The organism is Pseudomonas sp. MD330_10, from assembly GCF_042610415.1.
Taxonomy (GTDB): Bacteria; Pseudomonadota; Gammaproteobacteria; order Pseudomonadales; family Pseudomonadaceae; genus Aquipseudomonas; species Aquipseudomonas rhodesiae.
Genome location: NZ_JBHGZU010000001.1, coordinates 584074 through 607423, shown reverse-complemented (window position 1 = coordinate 607423; position 23350 = coordinate 584074). Strand labels below are relative to the sequence as shown.

The following is a 23350-nucleotide window of genomic DNA, read 5'->3' as shown; positions in this document are numbered from 1 at the left end:
GGCTTGCCCCCGATAAGGCCCGCACAGGCACTACATACCATGGGCCTTCATCAACCGCGCATAACTGCCATCCACCTTCATACTGGCAATCTCCCGGTCAAAGCTCGCCACAATCTGCGCATGCTGAGGATTTTTCAGGCTAACCAGGATGTGCAGGCTGTTTTCGCTCAGCGGTTTGGGCAGAAACTCTATGGCGTTGCGCACCCGGGGCGATTCGCGGGACAGGTAATAGCGCGCCACATACTCATCCTCCACCGTCAGCCGCACCCGCTGCGCCGCCAGCATGCGTACGGCCATGGCGAAGTTATGCACCGGCACTTTCTGCAGTTGGGTGTCCCCGTCGAAGGCCGCCGAATAGGCATAACCGCGCACCACGGCAATCGGGTAGTCGTGCAGTTGTTCCAGGGTCTGATAGTCGATAGGGTCGTCGCGGCGCTTGATAAAACGCACGCGGTTGAGCAGGTATTCGTTGGAGAATTCGCCCAGTTGCGTGCGGGCGTCGTCGTACCAGGCGTTGATCAGCACGTCATAGCGCCCATCGCCCACGCCCATCAACGCCCGGGCCCAGGGCACTTGTTCAAAGTCACTGGCATAACCTGCGCGCGCTAGGGCCGTGGTGACAATGTCAGTGGCCAGCCCACCATTGATCAAAGTCGCATCGGTAAAGGGTGGCCAGGCATCCGCGACCAGGCGCAGACGCTGTGCAAACGCCGGCTGAGCCAGCAACAACACTCCAATTAAAGCAAAGGCACGAGAAAATCGCGGCATGCTCAAAATCCTTGGCGAGCTTAGCTCAGGCCATACCTGAGGTGTTAACAGTAGCCCAGATTACACAAAGAAACGGGGCAACAGGGCACTCAGTGATGGCTAATTGATTTCATTCACCACAATAGACCATTTAGACAGAGCTGCCCGTCGCGCTTACTATCAAGAACAGACATTTATGCGAGAACACACCATGACAGTTGATTGGGTCTGCAAACACCACAATGACCTGGGCAAAGATCAGCTCTACGCCATCCTGCGGTTACGCAACGAAGTCTTCGTAGTGGAGCAGAAATGCATCTATCAGGACGTCGACGGGCAGGACTTGATCGGCGACACCCATCACCTGATGGGCTGGCAGAATGACGAGCTGGTGGCCTACCTTCGGCTGCTGGACCCCGATACCCAAGGCGGTGACGTGGTGGTCGGCCGAGTGATTATTGCCCCAGCGGCACGGGGCACCGGGTTGGCGCACCGGATGATGGAAGAGACTCTCAAGCAGATTGACGATATCTGGCCTGATACGCCGATATTTCTCTCAGCCCAAGCGCATTTGCAGGGCTATTACGGCCGTTATGGCTTCGTGGTAGCGGGAGAGGAATACCTGGAGGACGACATTCCTCATATCGGCATGCGGCGCGCCTGAGAAAGCCATCCAGAGCACTGCGGCCAACTGTGGGAAGGGGCTTGCCCCCGATGATGCCAGGGAATCAACCAAGAACTCAGGGATAACCCAGCACGCGCTTGATCGAGGTCAGATTGGCTTCGATCCAGCGCCGATCGATCGCGCCCCAGTCGCGAATTCGATAACACCCGGCATGGTTGCGGGCGCCGTCTTCTTGTTCGAACTCACACACGATATCCAGGTCGGCCAGCGCGGCAATGGTGTCCTGGGCCGTGCGCCGAGGCATGCCGGTCATCTCCGTCAGCGCCGGTACGTTGCTGGCCTGGCCGCTGTCGATCAGGTAGGCCACATAGAGGCGGCGGTAGAAGCTGCTTTTGGTTTTGCTCACATCCATGGTCATTGGCCTTGTGCGGTCAGGGTTTGCCCAGCAGGTCGCGATACGTGAGGTATACCCGCAGGTCGAATTCCACCTGATGGTATTCCGGCATCATGTATTGGCAGAGTTTGTAGAACGCCTTGTTGTGGTCCGATTCTTTGAAGTGCGCCAGCTCATGCACCACGATCATGCGCAGAAATTCCGGCGCGGCCTCTTTGAACAAGGCGGCGATGCGGATCTCTTTCTTGGCTTTGAGGTTGCCGCCCTGCACCCTGGAAATGGTCGTGTGCAGGCCCAGGGCTCGGTGCGTCAGGTCCAAGCGGTTATCGAACAGCACTTTATCGATGGCCGGCGCGTTGCGCAGGTGTTCTTGCTTCAAGGCCAGCGCGTAGGCGTACAAGGCCTTGTCGCTCTGCACCCCATGGCGCTCGGGATAACGCTGTTCCAGATAGGCGCCCAATTGGTCCTTGGCGATCATCTGGCGCACTTGCTCCTGAAGAGTGACAGGGTAGGCCTGGAGGTATTTCAGCGTAGTCATGGCGTGCGCGGCGGGATTCGAAGGGCGTCAGTGTAACCAATTCAACTCACGCGGGTGCGGGACCAGTCGACCATTTCCTCGGCCATCAACGGCAATGCCGCCCATGCCCCTTGAACGAACGGACAGCCGTGTGCCCTGAGCCAGTGGGCCTGCTCTTGGGTTTCCACGCCCTCGGCCACCACCAGCACTTCAAAATGCGCACACAACTCAATGATGCTGCGGGCCATGGCCGCATCGCGCGCCGAGCCTGGCAGGCGCGCCACTAATTTCGGATCGAGCTTGAGGGTGTCGAACTCCAGATCGCGCAGATGGGCCAGGGAACACTGCCCGGAACCAAAGTCATCCAAGGCGATACGCACACCAATGCGACGCAACAACTTGAGTTGCTTGATGGCCTCCTCGCGGTTACTCATCAGGCAATCTTCGCCGATCTCCACCTCCAACTGACGCCCGTTCAAACCGTAGCACTCCAGCATCTGCTGCAGCTGGTTGGCCAGGTTGGGCATATTGAACTGGCTGCTGCTCAGGCTCACGCTCAGCACCAGCTCTTCATCGAAAGTGCTGTGCCAGGCATGACGCTGGGCGGCGACCTGCTGGTAAATCCACGCGCTCAATTGGCTGATCAGCCGCGCTTCCTCCAGCAACGGCAGGAACAACCCCGGCGGCACGTCACCCACACTGGGATGTTGCCAGCGCAACAACGCTTCCACGCCACGCAGGCGCCCATCCTCCAACGACACCTGCGGCTGGTAGACCAGGGTGAACTCTTTATTTTCGATTGCCGTGCGCACGCTGTCTTCGAGCATCAAGCGTGAGCGGGCGCGCCCGTTCATTTCCTGGTCGAAATAGCGATATTGCTGACGCCCTGCGCGTTTGGCTTCGTACATGGCGATATCGGCCGCCCGCAGCAGACCATTCAAATCCGCGCCGCAGTCCGGAAACGTGGCGATGCCGATACTCACGCCGAGCATCACATCCAAACCGTCGACTTGCTGACAGACAGACACCCGTTCGATCAATTTTTCCGAAATTTTTGCCGCCTGCTCCGGAAACTCCAGCTCCACCAACGCGGTAAATTCATCACCGCCCATGCGTCCGATGATGTCGTAGGAACGCAGGCAACCTTGCAGTTGTTCCGAGACCCAGCGCAGCACCCGATCCCCTGCATCATGGCCCAGGGAATCGTTGACCCTCTTGAAGCCATCGAGGTCCAGGTACAGCAGCACCAGCGACTGCTCCCCCCGCTCGCCGCGCAACAGGCTGTTTTCCACGGCTTGATAGAACCCACGGCGATTAAGCAAACCGGTGAGTGGGTCAGTGACCGCTTGAAACTCCAACTGCTGGTGCAGGTGGCGCACCTCGGACATGTCCAGCACCGTCACCACCATCGCCTTCTGCTCGGACGGCAGCGGCGCGCAGGATAACGCCACCGGCACCTGCTGACCGCGACCGGTGCGCAGCAGGGCGTCATGCAGGCGCCAGGTCTGGCCCGTTTGGTAACCGGCATACATCTGCGAATCCTGCCAACTAGGCAAATGAGGCTTTTGCAGAAAACTCAGAAACGGCTGGCCCTGCAGCTCATTGTGCGTGGCGTTGAGCAAGCGCGAGATCGCCGGGTTGGCGTACTGAATCACGCCCTCCTCGCTGACCACCAGGATGCCTTCGGCAGCGTTGTCGAGCACCGAGGCATTGAAGGCGCGGGCCGACTCCAGGTCGTGGCTCAAGCGCTGCAAAGCCCGGCGATTGCGCTGGTGCTCCAACAACGCCTGGACCTTGGGTTTGAGAATATGTGGGTCGAAAGGCTTGAACAGGTAATCGATGGCGCCGCTGGCATAGCCTTCCAAGACGGAAGCAGGCGATTGCGCATTGGCACTCAGAAAAATGATCGGGGTCATGCGCGTACGTTGACTGCCGCGCATCAGGCGGGCGACTTCAAAACCGTCCATGCCCGGCATCATCACGTCCAGCAATACCAAATCGACGTCATGCTGCAGCAGCAACTCCAAGGCTTCCACGCCGGACGCAGCGGTCACCACGTGCCAATCCTCACGTTGCAGAAGGGCGCGCATGCTGATCAGGTTTTCGGGGTAGTCGTCGACCACCAGAAGAACCGAACTGCCATCGCCGTGGTGTGGAGCGCATTCCATGCTACGTCTCATCCTTAGATTGCCGCTCCGGTCACTTCTGAGATAAAACCCGGATAAACACTGAGGCTTCACTCTAGCTCCGGTTCTGAAAAATCAGAAGGGAAGTGGATGCCATCATTGCGCCAAAGTTCGGGCAGCCGACTAACGGTCAACCTCTACAGCCCCCGATTCATGGGAAACATGGCATTTTGACATTCCGTTGACGCCAATAAACTGCCATCGATTGTTTAACAATTGGACAGCCACCGCCTATAAAGAACGTTTAAGGCCCCGTGCCAGAGCTTTCACCCCCCGTAAAAGGCCAATGCCATGATCGACCTCTCTACTTGGAACCTGAGCATTCCGATCGGCTCGCCCCCCGCGACCATCGAAACCCCGAAACTGCTCAGCGGCTTCAACGACCAATATTTCCAGGCCGAAGGCAGCAATGTGCAATTCTGGACACCCGTCACCGGTACCCGCACCGAGAACGCCATCTACCCCCGCAGCGAACTGCGCGAAACCTACGCCGATGGCCGCCTGCGCAACTGGACCTACCCCGACGCCGACAACTTCCTACGCGCCACCCTCACCGTCAACCAGGTGCCTTCCACTGGCAAAATCGTGATTGGCCAAATCCACGCGTATGAGAGCCAGAAACCGCTGATCAAACTTGAGTATCAATTCAAGGAAAAAACCCAGACCGGCAACATCGTCGCCAAAGTGCGCATGCGTCCGGACGAAGAGGAGAGCCGCGTGATCACCGTGGCCTCCAACGTACCGCTGGAAAAGAGCTTCACCTACGTGATCAACCTCAACAAAGCCGGACTGCTGAGCGTCTATGCCGCCGATGGCGAATGGAACGAGCGCATCGGCGCCGCCTGGGGCGCCAAGCCGCTGTACTTCAAGGCCGGCGCTTATGTGCAGGACAACAGCGGGGATAGCAAGGAAGGAGCGAAGGTGACGTTCGACAAGTTGGATATTGATCACGAGTGAAGGTTTCTGTGGGAGCCGGCTTTGCTCGGCCCCCACATTTGCGAGGGGCTTTTCACCTGCTTATTGCACAGGCAATTTAATCGGAGCAGGTCCTTTTGAATTCATTACGTTAAAGGCGCATTTAGAAACACTGCTCTGGATACATTCGTTGTTCTCATTCCAATTAGAGCCCTGTGCCACGGGAGACGAAACGAAACTCTGGGCCATTCTCAAGTAGTCGTCACTTCCTGCGCCGACGTAATTACAAGCCACATAGTAATAAGCGTGGCTGGTCTCACTATCTGTACCTTGTTTGATGGCTGCACTTTGGAACTTAAATGCGGCTGTAATAGAACTGTCTTCCATGTATTACTCACCCTTCCAAACACCGCTCTGATCCGCAAACTGGCGACTGACAGTCTTGATGGTCGAAACCTCAGGGCAATTCAACTCCACTCCGTATACCTGCCCTATAAGCATAAAAGCACCGAGTATTGCACCCATTTTCAAGCACTTGAAAGTGTCATGACCGCGTATTCCTTTACTGGATTGATAGCCCAATAATGAGGACAAAACGCAATCGATGACACTGTAAACTTTGACAGTCTTATAGATAAATTCCAAATAACCACAAACCCATAGATAACCGAATAATAGATCAGCACACCGCCCCCATTAATGAGCCTGATAGGGGCTCGGTTTTTTATGCCTATTGCTTGGGATTTAAGCGCGAGTCTGGATTCTGCTAAGTGCTGCACAGCGTACCCTAAAAAATCGGCTGAATTCCTGAGGTTTTATTACCCCAGTACAAACGCGTTATAACACGTGATATACACCCCATATTACGTTCATGGCCGCTAGGGCTCCCCCCCATACTGGTCAATATTAACGTAGATATTCCCTGCGTCGTACTCGGTTTCTCCGATCAAACTCTCGAAATTAAGCCGCAAAGAAGAATATTTGAATCACAACGACAATCAAATCTTTCGCACATATGCAACCAAATATTACATAACTGTGTTTTACTTAATATTTTCAAAAATCAGCGGTAGCGCGAAATGTAGGAAATATCAATCAGAATAACCCGACAAGCTCATACAAAAAATAAACAAGGACTTAGCTAAAATTAATACAGCTGAAAAAATACACATTGACAATCAAAATAAACCTTCATACGGTTTGAGTGCATCGCCAATCTGCGAATGCAATAACACTGAGGAACTATATATGAATCGTGTAATTATAGAACCTACGCTCATCAATCAGTCAAACGATGCATACCAGACCCTCACTTCTCAATTAAGACAGAGAAAATCTCGTTAGATTAAACAAAATCAAGAAACGCGAAGGGTTTCGCCCTATAGCTCCGATATGTTTAGAAGAATGTATGGCTGAATACTTCTATCCCCCTGCCCCCTCACCCTTCATGCTGGAATTTCGCAAAGTTATCTCAGCTAGCATACCGGCGGTGACACACGTCGATAACTCAGCGCGTCCGCAATCAGTCAATAAATTACAGAATATTCGTATGCACCAATTACTCAGCACCTATCATGCCGTATCAGGAGTCGGCGTACTTTGTAACACCTCTTTAAATTTCAACGGATGCGGCTTTATAAATAGACTAAGCGACTTGTATCGATTCGCCAGTGAAAATGAACTGGATGGCTTCGTATTTGAAGATAAGCTTTTTCTGCATCCAGACCGTCATAATGAAAACGTCAAGTAAAATTATTTGCGTGCAAGCGCTATCCAGTTTCTCACTGTGGCTCGATATTTTTTTAATCTTCACGGTTCCCGTTTATCTATGGCATGCCTCTCCTTCTTCGATAGCGTTCCTGGCTTTTTGCCTGGGTGCGCCTATGTTGTTTCTAGGTCCGATTATAGGATCGCTGATAGATCGATATGATGTAAGGAAAACACTAGTATCCGGCGCTTCACTCCGCATACTGTCTACTTTAGGGCTGGCAGTGTCTCCAGACCTTAAAAGCTTTTTTCTTTTCGTCATATTCAAAGGCATGTCAACCTTATTTTACCTTCCGTCAATAACCATTCTTGTTCGGCAATTGATACATGCTGATGAGCACAAATCTTTTTTCAGTCACGTAAGTTTATTTGATCAATCGTCAAAAATTCTTGCACCGTTACTTGCAGGCGTGTTAACGGCAGTATTGTCGCCTAAAGATTTATTCTTTTTCTCAGCTACCGCAGTTTTATTAACCTTTCCACTCCTGAGGTCTATTTGCCTATCACTCCGAACGCAAATTAAGGCAAGCTCCATCAAAGCCTTACCACTTTATCTCGATATAATAAGAGGACTATCTATATTCAACGCCTTACCTTTTCAACTACGCATAGGCTTTTTGTACTCCCTGCTTACATCGCTGGCTTTAGGTATTTATGACCCACATTTGGCGTCTTTTCTGGCCTATGAAGGTTTACATCCAGTCAATTTTTCAATAATCGTATCAGCGACGGCCGGAGGTGCAATAAGTGCCGCATTGATGATGAAATTTAAATTGAGAAACTTCGATGAAATTCTTCTTCGGTCAGGCGCATTACTTATTTTCTCTACAGCATTAACCCTGACCGCAATTTTAGTATTTTTCCAAACACCGGGGAGAGCCTACTTCTATCCAATGGTTTGGTTTTTGAATGGCTTCGGCTATGAGACACTCATAATATCTTCAAATATAATTCTTCAGCAATTATGTCCTACAGAAAATATTGGAAGAATATCCCTATCATTTAGAAGCATTCAAATACTTTGCGTGATAACGGGCCCCTCTTTAGGAACAATGCTAATAATCGCGGGTGGTCGCCCAGCACCTTTTATTGTGGCAGCAGGCATGGCATTTCTAACTGCGTCGGCGTCCGTTATGGTCTATTTATACTTGCAAAAAAAACAAGCGCACACACCTGTCAGCTAGTGCAGAATCAAAAAGTTCATTCCGTGAATCTCCTGTCTTGCGAACCCACCTAGCCAAATCTCAACAAGAAAAAGCCCGCATCACTGCGGGCTTCTTTTTAAACGCCTGAGGCTTAGTTCACCTTAGCGTTCAACTCACCTTTCAAGTAACGCTGGTACATGGCTTCCAACGAGATCGGCTTGATCTTCGACGCATTGCCCGCAGTACCAAATGCTTCGTAACGAGCGATACACACATCACGCATCGCGGTGACGGTGGCGCCGAAGAATTTGCGCGGGTCGAATTCGCTCGGGTTGGTGGCCATCAGGCGACGCATTGCGCCGGTGGAGGCCAGGCGCAGGTCGGTGTCGATGTTGACTTTGCGCACGCCGTACTTGATGCCTTCGACGATTTCTTCAACCGGTACGCCGTAGGTTTCTTTGATGTCGCCGCCGTACTGGTTGATGATCGCCAGCCACTCCTGCGGTACCGAGGAAGAACCGTGCATCACCAGATGGGTGTTAGGGATGCGCTTGTGGATTTCCTTGATACGGTCGATGGCCAGTACGTCGCCGGTCGGCGGCTTGGTGAACTTGTAGGCGCCGTGGCTGGTGCCGATGGCGATGGCCAGGGCGTCGACCTGAGTCTTTTTCACGAAGTCAGCGGCTTCTTCCGGGTCGGTCAGCATTTGGCTGTGATCCAGCACGCCTTCGGCGCCGATGCCGTCTTCTTCACCAGCCATGCCGGTTTCCAGGGAACCCAGGCAGCCCAGCTCGCCTTCCACCGAAACACCGCAAGCGTGGGCCATGGCCACGGTTTGCTGGGTAACGCGGACGTTGTATTCGTAGTCGGTTGGGGTCTTGCCGTCTTCGCCGAGGGAGCCGTCCATCATGACCGAGCTGAAGCCCAGTTGGATGGAGCGCTGGCACACGTCAGGGCTGGTGCCGTGGTCCTGGTGCATGCACACCGGGATGTGCGGGAATTCTTCGATCGCGGCCAGGATCAGGTGACGCAGGAACGGCGCGCCGGCGTATTTGCGGGCACCGGCCGAAGCCTGGACGATCACTGGGGAGTCGGTCTTGTCAGCGGCTTCCATGATGGCGCGCATCTGCTCAAGGTTGTTGACGTTAAAGGCTGGGACGCCATAGCCGAACTCGGCTGCGTGGTCCAGCATTTGACGCATGCTGATAAGTGCCATTGTGTTGTCTCTCCCGGTCGAGGGTCGTTAATCGTGCAAGCCTGCCGTAGCGGCGGCTGCTATTCAAGTTATTGCAGGCCAGGTGTTATGGGCCTCGCCTGCTGAATCGTTATTGCTGTGTCCGACCCACAACCTATGCCACTTTGGAGCCGGATTTAATGTGGGAGGGGGCTTGCCCCCGATGACAGTGGATCAGCCAGCACATGGGTGTGCTGAAAAACCGCTATCGGGGGCAAGCCCCCTCCCACATTGGATCTCACCAAATTTGAAATCTTATTGGGCCTTGCAGCCACGCCCGATCAAATCGTCGGTGGCGACCCAGTAAACCAGGCCTTCCTCACCTTTGGTGTGAAACGCCAGTTGGTCGTTGCTGTAGAGCACGCCCGAGGCGGCAACCTCCTGTTTAAGGCGGTAGACCTGGTCGGAACCGCCGAGGCGCACATCCACCTCGCTGCGCGCCGCATTGGCAAAGCGCCAGTTGACCTCGGCCTTGCTGTCGCAGGTCCAGGTGGTCCACTTATCGGCAGGGTCTGCCTTATTGAACATGTTGATGCTGCTGCAACCGGCCAACAGAGCCAGTGCCGCCAGGGCGAAAACGCCTTTCATTGCCAATCCTCGAACGGCGGCCCAAAGGCCGCCACTGCTGTCGGTTAGTTGATCAGACCCGTCAAGGGCAACCCTGTTCCTGACCGTTGGGCGCGGAGTCGTATTTCTCCAGCCGTTCATTGCCGATGCGCTTGTTGATCACCGGCATGGTTTCGGCCTGCCAGTCAGCCTGGTAGCAGCTCTGTTTCTGCTGCGCCGCAGGCTGTTCGGGCGTCGACGCCGCAGTGGGCGCGCTGCCGCAGCCGGCCAGCAGGCCCGCCGCGAACACCAGTGCCAATGACTTGATCATAGGAATGCTCCTTTTCCGGATCACGAGCCTTAAACCTTGGCTCGGGTTTCCAGCACTTCAACGGCAGGCAGCACTTTGCCTTCGACGAATTCGAGGAATGCGCCACCACCGGTAGAAATGTAGGAGATTTGGTCAGCCACGCCATATTTATCGATGGCCGCCAGGGTGTCGCCGCCACCGGCGATGGAGAATGCCGAGCTGTCGGCGATGGCCTTGGCCAGCACCTTAGTGCCGTTGCCGAACTGGTCGAACTCGAACACGCCGACCGGACCGTTCCACAGAATGGTCTTGGAAGCCTTCAACAACTCAGCGAAGTTAGCCGCGGTTTGCGGGCCGATATCCAGAATCATGTCATCGGCGGCTACGTCAGCGATCAGCTTGACGGTAGCTTCGGCGCTTTCGGCGAATTCCTTGGCCACGACCACATCCACCGGCAACGGCACGCTGACTTTGGCGGCGATGGCGCGGGCGGTGTCGAGCAGATCCGGCTCGTACAGGGACTTGCCCACCGGGTGGCCAGCTGCGGCCAGGAAAGTGTTGGCGATGCCGCCGCCGACGATCAACTGATTGCAGATCTGGCTGAGGCTGTTAAGTACGTCCAACTTGGTGGACACCTTGGAGCCCGCCACGATGGCGGCCATCGGCTGTGCCGGCGCTCCCAGGGCCTTGCCCAGGGCTTCCAGCTCAGCGGCCAACAGAGGGCCGGCAGCCGCAACCTTGGCGAACTTGGCCACGCCGTGGGTCGAACCTTCGGCACGGTGAGCGGTGCCGAAGGCGTCCATGACGAACACATCGCACAGCGCAGCATATTGCTGGGCCAGTTCGTCGCTGTTCTTTTTCTCGCCTTTGTTGAAGCGCACGTTTTCGAACAGCACGATATCGCCGGCCTTCACGTCAACGCCGCCCAGGTAGTCAGCCACCAACGGCACTTCACGGCCCAGGGCCTTGCTCAGGTAATCGGCTACCGGCTTGAGGCTGTTTTCGGCGGAGAACTCACCTTCGGTCGGACGACCCAGGTGGGAGCAGACCATCACGGCCGCACCTTTTTCCAGGGCCAGCTTGATGGTCGGCAGCGAGGCCAGGATTCGCGCATCGCTGGTGACAACACCGTCCTTGACTGGGACGTTGAGGTCTTCGCGAATCAGTACGCGCTTACCCTGCAGATCGAGGTCGGTCATCTTCAACACGGTCATGGGTCGCAGTTCCTGAATTACTGTTGAGGTTGTTTAGAGGCGATGTGCAGATAATGTTCCGCAACATCCAGCATTCGGTTGGCAAAACCCCATTCGTTATCGAACCAGGCCAGGATGTTCACCAGCCTGGGGCCGGAAACGCGGGTCTGGCTGGCATCGACAATCGCCGAATGCGGGTCATGGTTGAAATCGCAACTGGCGTGGGGCAACTCGGTGTAGGCCAGTAAACCTTTGAGCGGACCGCCGGTGGCGGCCTCGCGCAGGATCCGGTTGACCTCCACGGCATCGGTGTCGCTGACGGTTTGCATGGTGATATCCAGGCAGGACACGTTCACCGTCGGCACACGTACGGCTTTGGCCTGGATTCGCCCGGCAAGTTCCGGCAGCAAGCGTTCGATGCCGCGCGCCAGGCCGGTAGACACCGGAATCACTGACTGGAACGCCGACCGCGTGCGGCGCAGGTCTTCGTGGTGGTAAGCGTCGATCACCGGCTGGTCGTTCATGGCCGAGTGGATCGTGGTGATCGACACATAATCCAGGCCGATCGCCTGATCCAGCAGGCGCAACAACGGCACGCTGCAGTTGGTGGTACAGGACGCATTGGACACCAACCGCTCATCGCCAGTCAGGCAATCCTGGTTGATGCCATAGACGATGGTGGCGTCGACATCCGCCTCGCTGGCCATCGGCTGGGAAAACAGCACACGCGGCGCGCCGGCGTCGAGAAACCGCTGGCCATCGGCGCGGGTGTTGTAGGCACCGGAGCATTCCAACACCAGGTCGACGTCCAGCGCCGCCCAGTCGATGCCCTCGGGGGTGGCACTGCGCAGGACTTTCACGCAGTTGCCATTGATATGCAGACAATCGCCGTCGACCCGCACTTCGCCGGGGAATCGGCCATGGGTGGAGTCAAAGCGTGTCAGGTATTCGATGCTGGCCATGTCGGCCAAATCGTTGATGGCAACAATCTCGAACCCGGCTGCCGCCCCTCGCTCGAACAGAGCACGCAAGACGCAACGACCAATGCGGCCGTAGCCGTTGAGTGCAACTTTGTAGGGACGCGGTTGGGGCATGGGGCTCTCGATCAATAGTTCGCTCAGTGTTGAATGTTCCGACGCCATCGCGGGCAAGCCCGCTCCCACCTTCAGATCGCGATCCAATGTAGGAGCGGGCTTGCCCGCGATAGCGCCAGTACAGACAACGCAGACTGACTTAGTCTTCCAGCAGCTCTTCAGCCTGACCCAGGATGTTTTCCAGGGTGAAGCCAAACTCTTCGAACAAGGCTGGCGCCGGCGCCGACTCACCGTAGGTGGTCATGCCGATCACGCGGCCTTCCAGGCCCACGTACTTGTACCAGTAGTCGGCGTGTGCCGCCTCGATGGCGATACGCGCACTGACCTGCAACGGCAGCACCGATTGCTTGTAGCCGGCGTCCTGTGCTTCGAACACGCTGGTGCACGGCATGGATACAACGCGCACGTTACGGCCCTGCTCAGTCAGCTTGTCGTACGCCTGAACGGTCAAGCCCACTTCGGAACCGGTGGAGATCAGGATCAGCTCCGGCTCGCCCACGCAGTCCTTGAGCACGTAACCGCCGCGGCTGATGTCGGCGATCTGCGCGTCGGTGCGCGCCTGATGCTGCAGGTTCTGACGGGAGAAGATCAGCGCTGTAGGGCCGTCCTTACGCTCGATGGCGTGCTTCCAGGCCACGGCGGATTCCACCGCGTCGGCTGGGCGCCAGCAATCCAGGTTCGGCGTTGTACGCAGGCTGGTCAATTGTTCGACCGGCTGGTGCGTCGGGCCGTCTTCGCCCAGACCGATGGAGTCGTGGGTGTACACATGGATCACGCGCTTCTTCATCAGCGCGGCCATGCGCACGGCGTTGCGGGCGTATTCCATGAACATCAGGAAGGTTGCGCCGTAAGGCACCAGACCACCGTGCAAGGACACGCCGTTCATGATGGCGCTCATGCCGAACTCGCGCACGCCGTAGTACATGTAGTTGCCGCTGGCATCTTCGGCCGTGACACCTTTGCAGCCTTTCCACAGGGTCAGGTTGGAGCCGGCCAGGTCGGCCGAGCCGCCGAGGAACTCAGGCAGCAACGGGCCAAAGGCGTTCAGGGTGTTCTGGCTGGCTTTACGGCTGGCGATGGTCTCGCCCTTGGCAGCGACTTCGGCGATGTAGGCAGATGCCTTTTCCGAGAAGTCAGCAGGCAGATCACCGGCCAGGCGGCGGACCAGCTCGTTGGCCAGCTCCGGGAATTCGGCGGAGTAGGCAGCGAAGCGCTGGTCCCACTCGGCTTCGGTGGCCAGGCCTTTTTCCTTGGCATCCCATTCGGCGTAGATGTCAGCCGGGATTTCGAACGGGCCGTGGTTCCACTTCAGCGCTTCGCGGGTCAGGGCGATTTCCGCGTCACCCAGTGGAGCGCCGTGGCAGTCTTCCTTGCCTTGCTTGTTCGGCGAGCCGAAACCGATGGTGGTCTTGCAGCAGATCAGGGTCGGCTGCGCGCTCTTGCGGGCGGTGTCGATCGCGGTTTTGATCTCTTCCGGATCGTGACCGTCGACGTTGCGGATCACCTGCCAGTTGTAGGCTTCGAAACGCTTCGGGGTGTCATCGGTGAACCAGCCTTCGACTTCGCCGTCGATGGAGATGCCGTTGTCATCGTAGAAGGCGATCAGCTTGCCCAGGCCCAGGGTGCCGGCCAGGGATGCGACTTCGTGGGAAATGCCTTCCATCATGCAGCCATCACCCAGGAACACATAGGTGTGGTGATCGACGATGTCGTGTCCAGGGCGGTTGAACTGCGCGCCCAGCACTTTTTCAGCCAGGGCGAAACCCACGGCGTTGGCCAGGCCTTGGCCCAGCGGCCCGGTGGTGGTCTCGACGCCTGGGGTGTAGCCGAATTCCGGGTGGCCCGGCGTGCGGCTGTGCAACTGGCGGAAGCTCTTGAGGTCGTCGATGGTGACGTCGTAGCCGGTCAGGTGCAGCAGCGAATAGATCAGCATCGAGCCATGGCCGTTGGACAGCACGAAGCGGTCACGGTCGGCGAACGATGGGTTACTCGGGTTGTGTTTCAGGTAGTCACGCCAAAGCACTTCGGCGATATCCGCCATGCCCATCGGGGCACCGGGATGGCCGCTGTTGGCTTTTTGCACGGCATCCATGCTGAGGGCACGAATGGCGTTGGCACGCTCACGACGGCTGGGCATCGCTGTTCTCCTGCGGATATAGAAAGAAACGGAAAAAAGGACCGGCATTTTCCCTCAGCCACCGCCTGCGGGCAATGACAGATAGTCACTTGAGGCGGTTTTTCCTGTGGTTTGCGCGGCAATCGTCTGCGGAAACCTTTCACGTGTTCGTCTAAAGGTTATAGCGACTGCTTATAACCGCCACTTATCGATCAATATCAAAACTTTTTGATATTGACCTTGCGAGCGCCCTGCCCCACCACTAGACTGCTGGCCTTATGAACCTATCTGTGCCCTCCCTGCGTCCCGACGATGGTGAAGAGCTGGCCGCTTTGTGCAAAGCCGCCGGCGACCCCTTGCGCCTGAATGTTTTACGGGCCCTGACCAACGATTCTTTCGGGGTGCTGGAGCTGGCGCAGATTTTCGCCATCGGCCAATCGGGCATGAGCCATCACTTAAAGGTGCTGTCCCAAGCCGAATTGGTCGCCACCCGCCGCGAAGGCAATGCGATTTTTTACCGCCGCGCCCTGCCCCACACCGAACTGCTCGGCGGCAAACTGCACGCCGCCCTACTGGAGGAAGTGGACAACCTGAGCCTGCCGAACGATGTCCAGGCACGTATCGGTCAGGTCCACGGGCAACGTGCCGCGGCCAGTCAGGACTTTTTCGCACGGGTCGCCGAGAAGTTTCGCGCCCAGCAGGATTTGATCGCCGGTTTACCGCAGTACCGCGACAGCGTACTGGCGTTGTTGGACAAGCTGAGCTTCAGTGAAGAGGCCACGGCGCTGGAAGTCGGCCCCGGCGACGGCGGTTTTCTGCCGGAGCTGGCACGCCGCTTTCAGCAAGTCACGGCGCTGGACAACAGCCCGGCGATGCTGGAGCTGGCGCGCCAGCTCTGCGAGCGAGAAGCCTTGGGCAACGTCAACCTGCAGTTGGCCGACGCCTTGAAAGACAGCAGCCTGCGGGCCGACTGCGTGGTGCTGAACATGGTCTTGCACCATTTCGCCGCCCCCGCCGACGCCCTCAAGCAAATGGCCGGGTTACTGCACCCCGGCGGCAGCCTGCTGGTGACGGATTTATGCAGCCACAACCAGAGTTGGGCCAGGGAGGCCTGCGGTGATCTCTGGTTGGGTTTTGAACAGGACGATCTGGCCCGTTGGGCCACCGCTGCGGGACTCGTTCCCGGGGAAAGCCTCTATGTAGGTTTACGTAATGGTTTCCAGATCCAGGTCCGCCACTTTCAGCGACCGGCTGGCGACACTCACCATCGGTAAATATCAGGAAAACATCGAGATGAGCGAATACTCCCTTTTCACCTCCGAGTCCGTGTCTGAAGGGCATCCGGACAAAATCGCCGACCAGATTTCTGATGCGGTGCTGGACGCCATCATCGCTGAAGACAAGTTCGCCCGCGTGGCGTGCGAGACCCTGGTGAAAACCGGTGTAGCGATCATCGCCGGCGAAGTGACCACCTCCGCCTGGGTCGACCTGGAGCAACTGGTCCGCGACGTGATCACCGACATCGGATACAACAGCTCCGACGTCGGCTTCGACGGCGCCACCTGCGGCGTGATGAACATCATTGGCAAGCAGTCGCCCGACATCAACCAGGGTGTCGACCGCGCCAAACCGGAAGACCAAGGCGCAGGCGACCAGGGCCTGATGTTCGGCTACGCCAGCAACGAAACCGACGTGCTGATGCCGGCCCCGATCACCTTCTCCCACCAGTTGGTCAAGCGCCAGGCCGAAGCCCGTAAATCCGGCCTGCTGCCGTGGCTGCGTCCGGACGCCAAGTCCCAGGTAACCTGCCGTTACGAAGGCGGCAAAGTCGTCGGCATCGACGCGGTGGTGCTGTCGACTCAGCACAACCCGGACGTGTCCTACGCCGACCTGCGCGAAGGCGTGATGGAACTGATCGTCAAGCATGTACTGCCGGCCGAACTGCTGAGCAAGGACACCCAGTTCCACATCAATCCGACTGGCCAGTTCATCATCGGCGGCCCAGTGGGCGACTGCGGCCTGACCGGTCGCAAGATCATCGTCGACAGCTACGGCGGTATGGCCCGCCACGGCGGTGGTGCGTTCTCCGGCAAAGACCCGTCCAAGGTGGACCGTTCGGCCGCCTACGCCGGCCGTTACGTGGCCAAGAATATCGTGGCCGCCGGCCTCGCCGAACGTTGCGAAATTCAGGTTTCCTACGCTATCGGCGTGGCTCAGCCTACGTCGATCTCGCTGAACACCTTCGGCACCGGCAAGATCAGCGATGACAAGATCGTCAAACTGGTGCGTGAAGTCTTCGACCTGCGCCCCTACGCAATCACCACCATGCTCGACCTGCTGCACCCGATGTACCAGGAGACCGCAGCCTACGGCCACTTCGGTCGTACGCCTGAGCAGAAGACTGTCGGCGACGACACCTTCACCACCTTCACCTGGGAAAAAACCGACCGCGCCAACGACCTGCGTACCGCCGCCGGCCTGTAACAGTCGCGCTACTCAAACAGCCCTGCCCGGTCCACCCGGCAGGGCTTTTTATTGCCCGATGAATCGGGCGGGCGTTCACATTTTTTGGCTCCCAACCTTGCAGGCAAAATAATGGCTCTCTAGAATCCGCGCCCTCTCGGGCACCCACCCTATTTGGATATTGCCTTGCGCCAGTCCGGGATTACCCGGCGCGGCAATCGAACATTGAGGTTTTTCATGCGCATCTCCACGCTCGCCCCCGCCGCCCTTCTGCTCAGCTTGTTCGCCTTGCCGGCCCACACCGCCGATCTGAGCGCACTGAGCAGCGTCCTGGGCGCACATACAGGTGGCGGCAATGCCGGCGACTGCCAGAAGCAAGCCAACGACCTGCAGGCCAAGATCGATGCGGCCAACGCCCAGAACGACGTGTTGAAAGTGCGTGCGTTTGAAGCCGCACTGGAACAGGTCAACAAAGGTTGCAACAAATTGGCTGAGTCCCAGGCCAAGGCCGACGCCAAGCAGCAAAACCAGGCGGCCAAAGCGGATAAGAACGACGCGGTGAAAGCGCTGGGCGGTCTGTTCAAGTAAAACAGAAACACCCGGTAAAAAGCCCCGCACTGTCGGGGCTTTTTTGTGGGCAAACGGATCATTTAGGCTGGGCGCCCCTTCCGAGCAAGGATGCTCACGATGCGTTTTTTGATTGCTCTTTTACTCAGCGCGTTAACCTTTGGGGCCTTGGCCGAGAGCTGCCCCGACGAAGCCCGTCATCAGGTCGATGCCCTGGCCGAACAGGTACGCGTGTGGGACGACCGTTACCACCGCCTCGGCCAATCTCCCGTCAGCGACGAGCTCTACGATCAAGCCCGCCAACGTCTGGCTCATTGGCGCCAATGCTTTCCTTCCCCCACTGCTCCACCTGACCGGCCGCTGGCCAGTTCACGAGGCACCTTGCGCCACCCGGTCGCCCACACCGGCCTGGAAAAACTCTTGGACGAACAAGCAGTCGTGGCCTGGCTGGCGACGCGGCAGGACGTGTGGGTTCAACCCAAGGTAGATGGCGTCGCGGTGACCCTGGTTTATCGCAAAGGTCGGCTGGCGCAGGTGATCAGCCGTGGCGATGGAGTGCTTGGCCAGGACTGGTCGGCGTCTGCGCGCAAGATTCCCGGAATTGTCCAACAGTTGCCAGACCCCATCGACCTGGTGTTGCAAGGCGAACTCTATTGGCGACTGGACGCCCATGTGCAATCGCTACAGGGCGGGCTCAATGCTCGCAGCAAAGTGGCCGGGCTGATGAACCGCCGCCAGTTGAGCGACGCCGACGCCGCAGGTATTGGCCTGTTCGTCTGGGCCTGGCCCGATACCCCTTCTGGGTTCAGCGAGCGTCTGGCGACCCTGGCGCGCTGGGGCTTCACGGACAGCCAGCGCTACAGTCACCCCGTTCAAAGCCTCGACGAAGCCGCGCACTGGCGCACCTATTGGTACAACCATGCGCTGCCCTTTGCCAGTGATGGGGTCGTGTTGCACCAGGCGTCGCGCGCACCCGCCGAACGCTGGCAGGTCAGCACGCCATACTGGGCCGTAGCCTGGAAATATCCGGCCACCAAGGCGCTGGCCCTGGTGCGCCAGGTGCGGTTCAAGATCGGTCGCACCGGGCGGATCACTCCCCTCCTGGAGCTGGAACCGGTGCGGCTGGACGACCGGCAGATCAAACGGGTCAGCGCTGGCTCCTTGAAGCGCTGGCAAACCTTGGATATTCGCCCCGGCGACCAAGTGTCCATCACCCTCGCGGGCCAGATCATTCCACGGTTGGACCAGGTCATCCTGCGCAACCCCAACCGAGTCGCCTTGGCCGTCCCCGATCCAAAGGACTTTCACGCTTTGAGTTGCTGGCAACTGGACCCAGGCTGCGAAGAGCAATTGCTCGCGCGCCTGACCTGGCTTAGCGGCAACCAGGGCCTGGCGCTACCTCATATGGGCCGCGAGACCTGGAACGTATTGATCCAGGCCGGTCTAATCGCAGGCTTTCTCGATTGGTTAACCCTGGATGCGGCGCAGCTTGCTAACATTGAGGGCTTTGGTGAGCAAAGCCGCACGCGGGTCCTCGACAGCCTCCACCGCGCTCGACAACGGCCCTTTGCGCAATGGCTCAAAGCCTTGGGCGTCCCGCCTGTGGCACGCAACAACCTCAAGGGTGACTGGCACACGCTGGTCGCCCGCGACACCCAAGCCTGGATGGCCGAAGATGGCATCGGGCCGGGTCGAGCGGCGCAATTGAGCGCTTTTTTTCACGACCCGCAGGTGCGGGTCTTGGCGGAAACACTACATGCGGCCGGGATAGACGGGTTCTGAACCGGCCAGACACCGCTTTAACAGTCGGCAGAATTCACCCTGCCATTTGCGATCCAGGAGTTCCCTATGAAATGTTTAGCCCCATTTGCCTTATCGATTGTCGCAAGCCTGATGACCACGCCGTTGCTGGCGGCCGATGATGCAGAACCCCTCACCGGCTGCGCCGCCAAGCGCCAAGCCATCAGCACCCAGATCGAGCAAGCCAAGGCCCACGGCAACAGCGAACAGCAAGCCGGCCTGGAAAAAGCCCTGAGCGAAGTCACCGCCCATTGCAACGACGCCACCCTGAAAAAAGAGCGGGAGAACAAGGTGCTCGACGCCAAGCATGAAGTCAGCCGTCGTCAGGCCGACCTCGACAAGGCCATGAAAAAGGGCGACCCAGACAAGATCAACAAGCGCAAAGACAAGCTGGCCGAGTCACGCAAAGAGTTGCAGAACGCAGTGGAAGAACTCGACCAGTAACACCGATCAATGGTCCCGGAATTGTTTATGGCAGGCACTGCAGGCATCTTCGACTTTCTGCACCGCAGGCCCGAGGTTATTGGCCTTGTAAGGCTGAACCTGGCTGGCGATCACCAATTCACCGGTGGCCGCTTCCAGGTCGCGCGCCAGTTGCTGGAACTGCGCCTGCTTTTGCCACACGTCGTCTTTGGCGCTGGTGTGATCTTCTTCACGCACGCTCGGAAAGTGCTGCCACGGCTCGTGGGCCAACGTATCGAGTTTGGCCGCGCCTTCGGCGAACTTCGCGCCGTCGAACGGAATACGCCCACGCAACATGCCGCCCAGGTCTTCGCTGGTCTTGAGCATCTGTTTGAAGATCGCCTTGCGCTGACCCAGAGGCGAATTCGGATCCACTCCGCCGCAGGCGGACAAAGTCAGGCAGGCCAGCAATACAACAGTCAGTCTTTTAAAAGTCATGATGGCTTCAAGGTCACGGAAACGGCGGCCAGTATCCTCGCCCCGTCCGCAAAGACCAATAGTCCTATTAATAATAAGGGTTGCCCAGCGCCGCTTCGGCGTGGGTGATCGCTTCAGGAATTGCTTGGATGACTATCACATTGAAACCCTGGAGCCGCCGTCTGGCGTGGGCTCTACCCCTCATCGCGCTGCTGGCCGGCTGCGACGCTGGCAAGGACACAGGCAAAGAAGTCGGCAAAGATGAAACCGTCAAACCTCACGCCGTCGCCACCTACGTGAATACTCCGTGGGAAGCCTTGCCGGTGGTGTCCGACAACGACTTAATGGCCGGTTTCGAAGCCTGGCGTAGCGCCTGCCAACGCCTCAAGGCCGACCCGGTCTGGGGCGCGACCTGCGCCGCAGCGGCTACGGTCCCGGCCGATGCGCCAGCAGTGCGCGGTTTTCTCAAGGAGCGCCTGGACGTTTTCGGCCTGCGCTCGGCGGACAACACTCCCAACGGCTTGATCACCGGCTATTACGAGCCGGTCTACCCCGGCAGCCTGACCAAGACCGCCACTGCTCACGTGCCGGTCTACGGGGTGCCGGATGATCTGATCATCGTCAATCTGGAGAGCATTTACCCCGAACTCAAAGGCAAGCGCCTGCGTGGTCGCCTGGAAGGCCGCGTGCTCAAACCGTATGACGATGCCAGTGTGATCAACGGCCAGGGCTCCAGCGCCAAGCCGATCGCCTGGCTCACCGACCCGATGGACCTGCAATTCCTGCAGATCCAGGGTTCGGGGCGCATCCAACTCAAAGGCGGGCGCCAATTGCGCGTGGGTTACGGCGACCAGAACGGCTACCCCTACCGCCCTATCGGCCGCTGGCTGGTGGAACAGGGTGAACTGAAGAAGGAAGAGGTCAGCATGGGTGCCATCAGCGCCTGGGCCAAGGCTCACCCGCAACGCATTCCGGAACTGTTGGCAAGCAACCCCAGCTATGTGTTCTTCAGCGCCCGCCCCGACAGCAACGAAGGCCCACGGGGCTCGCTGAATGTGCCGCTGACCGCCGGCTACAGCGTGGCGGTGGATCGTAAGGTGATTCCGTTGGGCAGCCTGTTGTGGCTGTCGACCACCAAGCCAGACGGTTCGCCGATTGCCCGCCCGGTCGCCGCCCAGGACACCGGTGGCGCCATCACTGGCGAAGTGCGTGCGGACCTGTTTTGGGGCACCGGCGATGCGGCGGGTGAGTTAGCGGGGAATATGAAACAGCAGGGCCAGATCTGGATGCTATGGCCCAAGGGCGCAACGTTGCCGCAAGTGCCGGACGCGCCCACCGGCACCTGACCAACGCTGAAAGCCCAATGAGGGAGGGAACACACCTCTCCCACATTGGGCAGCGGCGCCGCGCCTCAGATCGAGACGAAGAAGAAACTCGCGATCAACGCCATTCCCACCGCCCACACCAGCGAACGCAGGATCGCCCAGTCCGCCAGGTAGCAAATGATGTACAGCAGACGGCTGGTGATAAACAGCACCGCTAGCACGTTGATGGTCACCAATTCGGCCGTACCCGCCAGATGGGCGATAATCACCGCCGCCGCGAATGCCGGGGTGACCTCAAAACCGTTGAGCTGCGCGCTGTGGGCACGCTTGGCCACACCGTCCAGGCCCTCCAGAAAAGCCCGCGGGTCGTGGTTGTGGCGCAACCCGAATTTGCCCCCACTGAACTTGGCCACCCCCGTGCACAAGTACGGCAGAAAAATGGCGATCAATACACACCAGAAAGCGACTGTCATGACTTATTCCTTTTGTCGTTTTATGCAGCGATTAGAGTTCTAGCACTACATACGCAAAACCGCACGTATCCGCTATGAGCCATGGCACACCGAAAGGTTCTATCGCGCGATTGCCTGAGGTTCACTGATCCTTGTCGATACGCTGAGGATGTCGCGGGTCCGCAGCTTTTTTGTTCGGCAGGCTGCTCTCGCTGCGAATCTGCGCATGGCTGATCAATGCAAAGATAAAGCTGCCACCGATGATATTGCCGGCCAGGGTTGGGCCGGCAAACACCAGCCAGAAGTCATGCCACGACAGTTCGCCGGCAAACACTAGGTACGAAACCTCTGCAGAGCCCACCACGATGTGCGTGAAATCCCCCAGGGCCATCAGGTAGGTGATCACAATGATGATCCACATCTTGGCGCTTTCCATCGACGGGATCATCCACACCATGGTGGCAATCATCCAGCCCGAGATGATGCCCTTGGCGAACATCTGGCCGGCGTCGTTTTCCATGACCTTTCGGCCGATCTCCAGGAAGGCCTGATCGGTCTTGGTGTCAAAAATAGGCAAGTGCAGCATCACGTAGGCCACCAGCAAGGTGCCGCACAGGTTGCCCACCAACACCACCGACCACAGCCGCAACAAGCGCCCGGCATTGGCCAAAGTCGGCTTGCTCATCACCGGCAGCACGGCGGTCAGGGTGTTTTCCGTAAACAATTGCTGGCGCGCCAGGATCACCGCGAGGAAACCTGCGCAATAGCCGAAGCTGGCGATGACCTTGAAAGCTTCACCGTCGGGCAGGCGCGAATTGAGCAATCCCATGGCCATCAACGACAGCCCCATGGTCAGGCCGGCGGCCAGCGCCGACCACCATAGGGCGGCGACGCTGCGCTCCAGTTCCTGATCGCCTTGGGTGCGGATAATTTCGTGCAGCACCGCCGCGCGGGGTGGTTGGTTCTCGTCGACATCCTGCTGCTCTTCCTGCGACAGGTTCGGAGTTTTACCGTCTTCGTGTGTGGCCATGATTTACCAAAGTCCAAGGGATGCCTGTAGCTACGACACGCCGTG

23 protein-coding genes and 1 pseudogene are annotated in these 23350 nt (G+C 58.0%); 10 read left to right on the top strand and 14 right to left on the bottom strand.

Features of this window, described 5'->3' with window-relative positions:
* Positions 1 to 30: 30 nt before the first annotated feature.
* Complete coding sequence (locus ACFZPT_RS02840) at positions 31 to 768, bottom strand: ABC transporter substrate-binding protein (RefSeq protein WP_034101210.1); 738 nt, start codon at positions 766 to 768, stop codon at positions 31 to 33.
* Between the two features lie 190 nt (positions 769 to 958).
* Here ACFZPT_RS02840 and ACFZPT_RS02835 point away from each other — a divergent pair, with 190 nt between their 5' ends.
* Positions 959 to 1411 (top strand): GNAT family N-acetyltransferase, encoded by a 453-nt coding sequence (locus tag ACFZPT_RS02835; RefSeq protein WP_034101761.1) that lies wholly within the window; start codon positions 959 to 961, stop codon positions 1409 to 1411.
* 76 nt (positions 1412 to 1487) lie between these two features.
* On the opposite strand, the gene ACFZPT_RS02830 is transcribed toward ACFZPT_RS02835, so the two are convergent.
* Genes ACFZPT_RS02830 through ACFZPT_RS02820 form a run of 3 tightly spaced genes read right to left on the bottom strand, consistent with a single transcriptional unit; the run spans position 1488 to position 4451 of the window.
* Positions 1488 to 1784, bottom strand: a complete 297-nt coding sequence (locus ACFZPT_RS02830) for a helix-turn-helix domain-containing protein (protein WP_034101211.1) — start codon at positions 1782 to 1784, stop codon at positions 1488 to 1490.
* A gap of 19 nt (positions 1785 to 1803) precedes the next feature.
* Positions 1804 to 2304: a M48 family metallopeptidase gene (locus tag ACFZPT_RS02825; RefSeq protein ID WP_034115331.1), complete on the bottom strand. Its 501-nt coding sequence runs from the start codon at positions 2302 to 2304 to the stop codon at positions 1804 to 1806.
* Between the two features lie 41 nt (positions 2305 to 2345).
* Entirely contained in the window at positions 2346 to 4451 is a 2106-nt protein-coding gene (locus ACFZPT_RS02820) for a bifunctional diguanylate cyclase/phosphodiesterase (protein ID WP_034115332.1), read from the bottom strand.
* 309 nt (positions 4452 to 4760) lie between these two features.
* Between ACFZPT_RS02820 and ACFZPT_RS02815 the strand changes: the two genes are divergently transcribed.
* Complete coding sequence (locus ACFZPT_RS02815; protein ID WP_034115333.1) at positions 4761 to 5426, top strand: polysaccharide lyase family 7 protein; 666 nt, start codon at positions 4761 to 4763, stop codon at positions 5424 to 5426.
* A gap of 60 nt (positions 5427 to 5486) precedes the next feature.
* Here ACFZPT_RS02815 and ACFZPT_RS02810 read toward each other — a convergent pair whose 3' ends face one another.
* Positions 5487 to 5771 carry a hypothetical protein gene (locus ACFZPT_RS02810; RefSeq protein WP_379554916.1) on the bottom strand — a complete coding sequence of 95 codons (285 nt, stop codon included), beginning with the start codon at positions 5769 to 5771 and terminating at the stop codon, positions 5487 to 5489.
* Positions 5772 to 6735: 964 nt separating this feature from the next.
* Between ACFZPT_RS02810 and ACFZPT_RS02805 the strand changes: the two are divergent.
* Positions 6736 to 7134 (top strand): annotated as a pseudogene (locus tag ACFZPT_RS02805) (carbamoyltransferase C-terminal domain-containing protein); the annotation flags it as partial.
* Positions 7118 to 8335: an MFS transporter gene (locus tag ACFZPT_RS02800; protein WP_256593250.1), complete on the top strand. Its 1218-nt coding sequence runs from the start codon at positions 7118 to 7120 to the stop codon at positions 8333 to 8335. The pseudogene ACFZPT_RS02805 and the gene ACFZPT_RS02800, both read left to right, overlap by 17 nt.
* A 112-nt stretch (positions 8336 to 8447) precedes the next feature.
* Here the strand turns inward: ACFZPT_RS02800 and fba are convergent, their stop codons facing one another.
* The 6 genes from fba to tkt all read right to left on the bottom strand — a co-directional run bounded on the left by fba (position 8448) and on the right by tkt (position 14810).
* Complete coding sequence (gene fba / locus ACFZPT_RS02795) at positions 8448 to 9512, bottom strand: class II fructose-bisphosphate aldolase (RefSeq protein ID WP_003177554.1); 1065 nt, start codon at positions 9510 to 9512, stop codon at positions 8448 to 8450.
* 273 nt (positions 9513 to 9785) lie between these two features.
* Positions 9786 to 10118, bottom strand: coding sequence for an MliC family protein (locus ACFZPT_RS02790; protein WP_034101217.1), 333 nt, complete (start codon positions 10116 to 10118; stop codon positions 9786 to 9788).
* A gap of 61 nt (positions 10119 to 10179) precedes the next feature.
* Positions 10180 to 10407 carry a lipoprotein gene (locus tag ACFZPT_RS02785; protein ID WP_034101218.1) on the bottom strand — a complete coding sequence of 76 codons (228 nt, stop codon included), beginning with the start codon at positions 10405 to 10407 and terminating at the stop codon, positions 10180 to 10182.
* Between the two features lie 29 nt (positions 10408 to 10436).
* Entirely contained in the window at positions 10437 to 11600 is a 1164-nt protein-coding gene (locus ACFZPT_RS02780; RefSeq protein ID WP_099312895.1) for a phosphoglycerate kinase, read from the bottom strand.
* A gap of 17 nt (positions 11601 to 11617) precedes the next feature.
* Positions 11618 to 12673, bottom strand: a complete 1056-nt coding sequence (gene epd, locus ACFZPT_RS02775; protein WP_034115335.1) for an erythrose-4-phosphate dehydrogenase — start codon at positions 12671 to 12673, stop codon at positions 11618 to 11620.
* Between the two features lie 139 nt (positions 12674 to 12812).
* Positions 12813 to 14810, bottom strand: coding sequence for a transketolase (gene tkt / locus ACFZPT_RS02770; protein WP_034115336.1), 1998 nt, complete (start codon positions 14808 to 14810; stop codon positions 12813 to 12815).
* A gap of 257 nt (positions 14811 to 15067) precedes the next feature.
* On the opposite strand from tkt, the gene ACFZPT_RS02765 reads away from it, so the two are divergent.
* The 5 genes from ACFZPT_RS02765 to ACFZPT_RS02745 all read left to right on the top strand — a co-directional run bounded on the left by ACFZPT_RS02765 (position 15068) and on the right by ACFZPT_RS02745 (position 20063).
* Positions 15068 to 16063 carry a metalloregulator ArsR/SmtB family transcription factor gene (locus ACFZPT_RS02765; RefSeq protein ID WP_034115337.1) on the top strand — a complete coding sequence of 332 codons (996 nt, stop codon included), beginning with the start codon at positions 15068 to 15070 and terminating at the stop codon, positions 16061 to 16063.
* 19 nt (positions 16064 to 16082) lie between these two features.
* Positions 16083 to 17273, top strand: a complete 1191-nt coding sequence (gene metK / locus ACFZPT_RS02760) for a methionine adenosyltransferase (RefSeq protein WP_034115338.1) — start codon at positions 16083 to 16085, stop codon at positions 17271 to 17273.
* Between the two features lie 216 nt (positions 17274 to 17489).
* Positions 17490 to 17840 carry a DUF1090 family protein gene (locus ACFZPT_RS02755; RefSeq protein ID WP_034101224.1) on the top strand — a complete coding sequence of 117 codons (351 nt, stop codon included), beginning with the start codon at positions 17490 to 17492 and terminating at the stop codon, positions 17838 to 17840.
* Between the two features lie 99 nt (positions 17841 to 17939).
* Complete coding sequence (ligB, locus tag ACFZPT_RS02750; RefSeq protein WP_034115339.1) at positions 17940 to 19601, top strand: NAD-dependent DNA ligase LigB; 1662 nt, start codon at positions 17940 to 17942, stop codon at positions 19599 to 19601.
* A gap of 66 nt (positions 19602 to 19667) precedes the next feature.
* On the top strand, positions 19668 to 20063 hold the full coding sequence (locus ACFZPT_RS02745; RefSeq protein WP_034115340.1) for a DUF1090 domain-containing protein: 396 nt from the start codon (positions 19668 to 19670) through the stop codon (positions 20061 to 20063).
* Between the two features lie 6 nt (positions 20064 to 20069).
* On the opposite strand, the gene ACFZPT_RS02740 is transcribed toward ACFZPT_RS02745, so the two are convergent.
* Positions 20070 to 20519 carry a cytochrome c gene (locus tag ACFZPT_RS02740; RefSeq protein ID WP_034101227.1) on the bottom strand — a complete coding sequence of 150 codons (450 nt, stop codon included), beginning with the start codon at positions 20517 to 20519 and terminating at the stop codon, positions 20070 to 20072.
* A gap of 128 nt (positions 20520 to 20647) precedes the next feature.
* On the opposite strand from ACFZPT_RS02740, the gene ACFZPT_RS02735 reads away from it, so the two are divergent.
* Positions 20648 to 21844, top strand: a complete 1197-nt coding sequence (locus ACFZPT_RS02735; RefSeq protein ID WP_034115341.1) for a murein transglycosylase A — start codon at positions 20648 to 20650, stop codon at positions 21842 to 21844.
* A gap of 65 nt (positions 21845 to 21909) precedes the next feature.
* On the opposite strand, the gene ACFZPT_RS02730 is transcribed toward ACFZPT_RS02735, so the two are convergent.
* On the bottom strand, positions 21910 to 22296 hold the full coding sequence (locus tag ACFZPT_RS02730; RefSeq protein WP_034101230.1) for an MAPEG family protein: 387 nt from the start codon (positions 22294 to 22296) through the stop codon (positions 21910 to 21912).
* 121 nt (positions 22297 to 22417) lie between these two features.
* Positions 22418 to 23305, bottom strand: coding sequence for a formate/nitrite transporter family protein (locus tag ACFZPT_RS02725; RefSeq protein WP_034101231.1), 888 nt, complete (start codon positions 23303 to 23305; stop codon positions 22418 to 22420).
* Positions 23306 to 23350: the final 45 nt, after the last annotated feature.

Excerpts from the sequence above, each read along its gene's own strand:
- ACFZPT_RS02840 (WP_034101210.1), bottom strand. The coding sequence starts at position 768 with ATGCCGCGATTTTCTCGTGCCTTTGCTTTAATTGGAGTGTTGTTGCTG.
- ACFZPT_RS02835 (WP_034101761.1), top strand. The coding sequence starts at position 959 with ATGACAGTTGATTGGGTCTGCAAACACCACAATGACCTGGGCAAAGAT.
- ACFZPT_RS02830 (WP_034101211.1), bottom strand. The coding sequence starts at position 1,784 with ATGGATGTGAGCAAAACCAAAAGCAGCTTCTACCGCCGCCTCTATGTG.
- ACFZPT_RS02825 (WP_034115331.1), bottom strand. The coding sequence starts at position 2,304 with ATGACTACGCTGAAATACCTCCAGGCCTACCCTGTCACTCTTCAGGAG.
- ACFZPT_RS02820 (WP_034115332.1), bottom strand. The coding sequence starts at position 4,451 with ATGGAATGCGCTCCACACCACGGCGATGGCAGTTCGGTTCTTCTGGTG.
- ACFZPT_RS02815 (WP_034115333.1), top strand. The coding sequence starts at position 4,761 with ATGATCGACCTCTCTACTTGGAACCTGAGCATTCCGATCGGCTCGCCC.
- ACFZPT_RS02810 (WP_379554916.1), bottom strand. The coding sequence starts at position 5,771 with ATGGAAGACAGTTCTATTACAGCCGCATTTAAGTTCCAAAGTGCAGCC.
- ACFZPT_RS02800 (WP_256593250.1), top strand. The coding sequence starts at position 7,118 with ATGAAAACGTCAAGTAAAATTATTTGCGTGCAAGCGCTATCCAGTTTC.
- fba (WP_003177554.1), bottom strand. The coding sequence starts at position 9,512 with ATGGCACTTATCAGCATGCGTCAAATGCTGGACCACGCAGCCGAGTTC.
- ACFZPT_RS02790 (WP_034101217.1), bottom strand. The coding sequence starts at position 10,118 with ATGAAAGGCGTTTTCGCCCTGGCGGCACTGGCTCTGTTGGCCGGTTGC.
- ACFZPT_RS02785 (WP_034101218.1), bottom strand. The coding sequence starts at position 10,407 with ATGATCAAGTCATTGGCACTGGTGTTCGCGGCGGGCCTGCTGGCCGGC.
- ACFZPT_RS02780 (WP_099312895.1), bottom strand. The coding sequence starts at position 11,600 with ATGACCGTGTTGAAGATGACCGACCTCGATCTGCAGGGTAAGCGCGTA.
- epd (WP_034115335.1), bottom strand. The coding sequence starts at position 12,673 with ATGCCCCAACCGCGTCCCTACAAAGTTGCACTCAACGGCTACGGCCGC.
- tkt (WP_034115336.1), bottom strand. The coding sequence starts at position 14,810 with ATGCCCAGCCGTCGTGAGCGTGCCAACGCCATTCGTGCCCTCAGCATG.
- ACFZPT_RS02765 (WP_034115337.1), top strand. The coding sequence starts at position 15,068 with ATGAACCTATCTGTGCCCTCCCTGCGTCCCGACGATGGTGAAGAGCTG.
- metK (WP_034115338.1), top strand. The coding sequence starts at position 16,083 with ATGAGCGAATACTCCCTTTTCACCTCCGAGTCCGTGTCTGAAGGGCAT.
- ACFZPT_RS02755 (WP_034101224.1), top strand. The coding sequence starts at position 17,490 with ATGCGCATCTCCACGCTCGCCCCCGCCGCCCTTCTGCTCAGCTTGTTC.
- ligB (WP_034115339.1), top strand. The coding sequence starts at position 17,940 with ATGCGTTTTTTGATTGCTCTTTTACTCAGCGCGTTAACCTTTGGGGCC.
- ACFZPT_RS02745 (WP_034115340.1), top strand. The coding sequence starts at position 19,668 with ATGAAATGTTTAGCCCCATTTGCCTTATCGATTGTCGCAAGCCTGATG.
- ACFZPT_RS02740 (WP_034101227.1), bottom strand. The coding sequence starts at position 20,519 with ATGACTTTTAAAAGACTGACTGTTGTATTGCTGGCCTGCCTGACTTTG.
- ACFZPT_RS02735 (WP_034115341.1), top strand. The coding sequence starts at position 20,648 with ATGACTATCACATTGAAACCCTGGAGCCGCCGTCTGGCGTGGGCTCTA.
- ACFZPT_RS02730 (WP_034101230.1), bottom strand. The coding sequence starts at position 22,296 with ATGACAGTCGCTTTCTGGTGTGTATTGATCGCCATTTTTCTGCCGTAC.
- ACFZPT_RS02725 (WP_034101231.1), bottom strand. The coding sequence starts at position 23,305 with ATGGCCACACACGAAGACGGTAAAACTCCGAACCTGTCGCAGGAAGAG.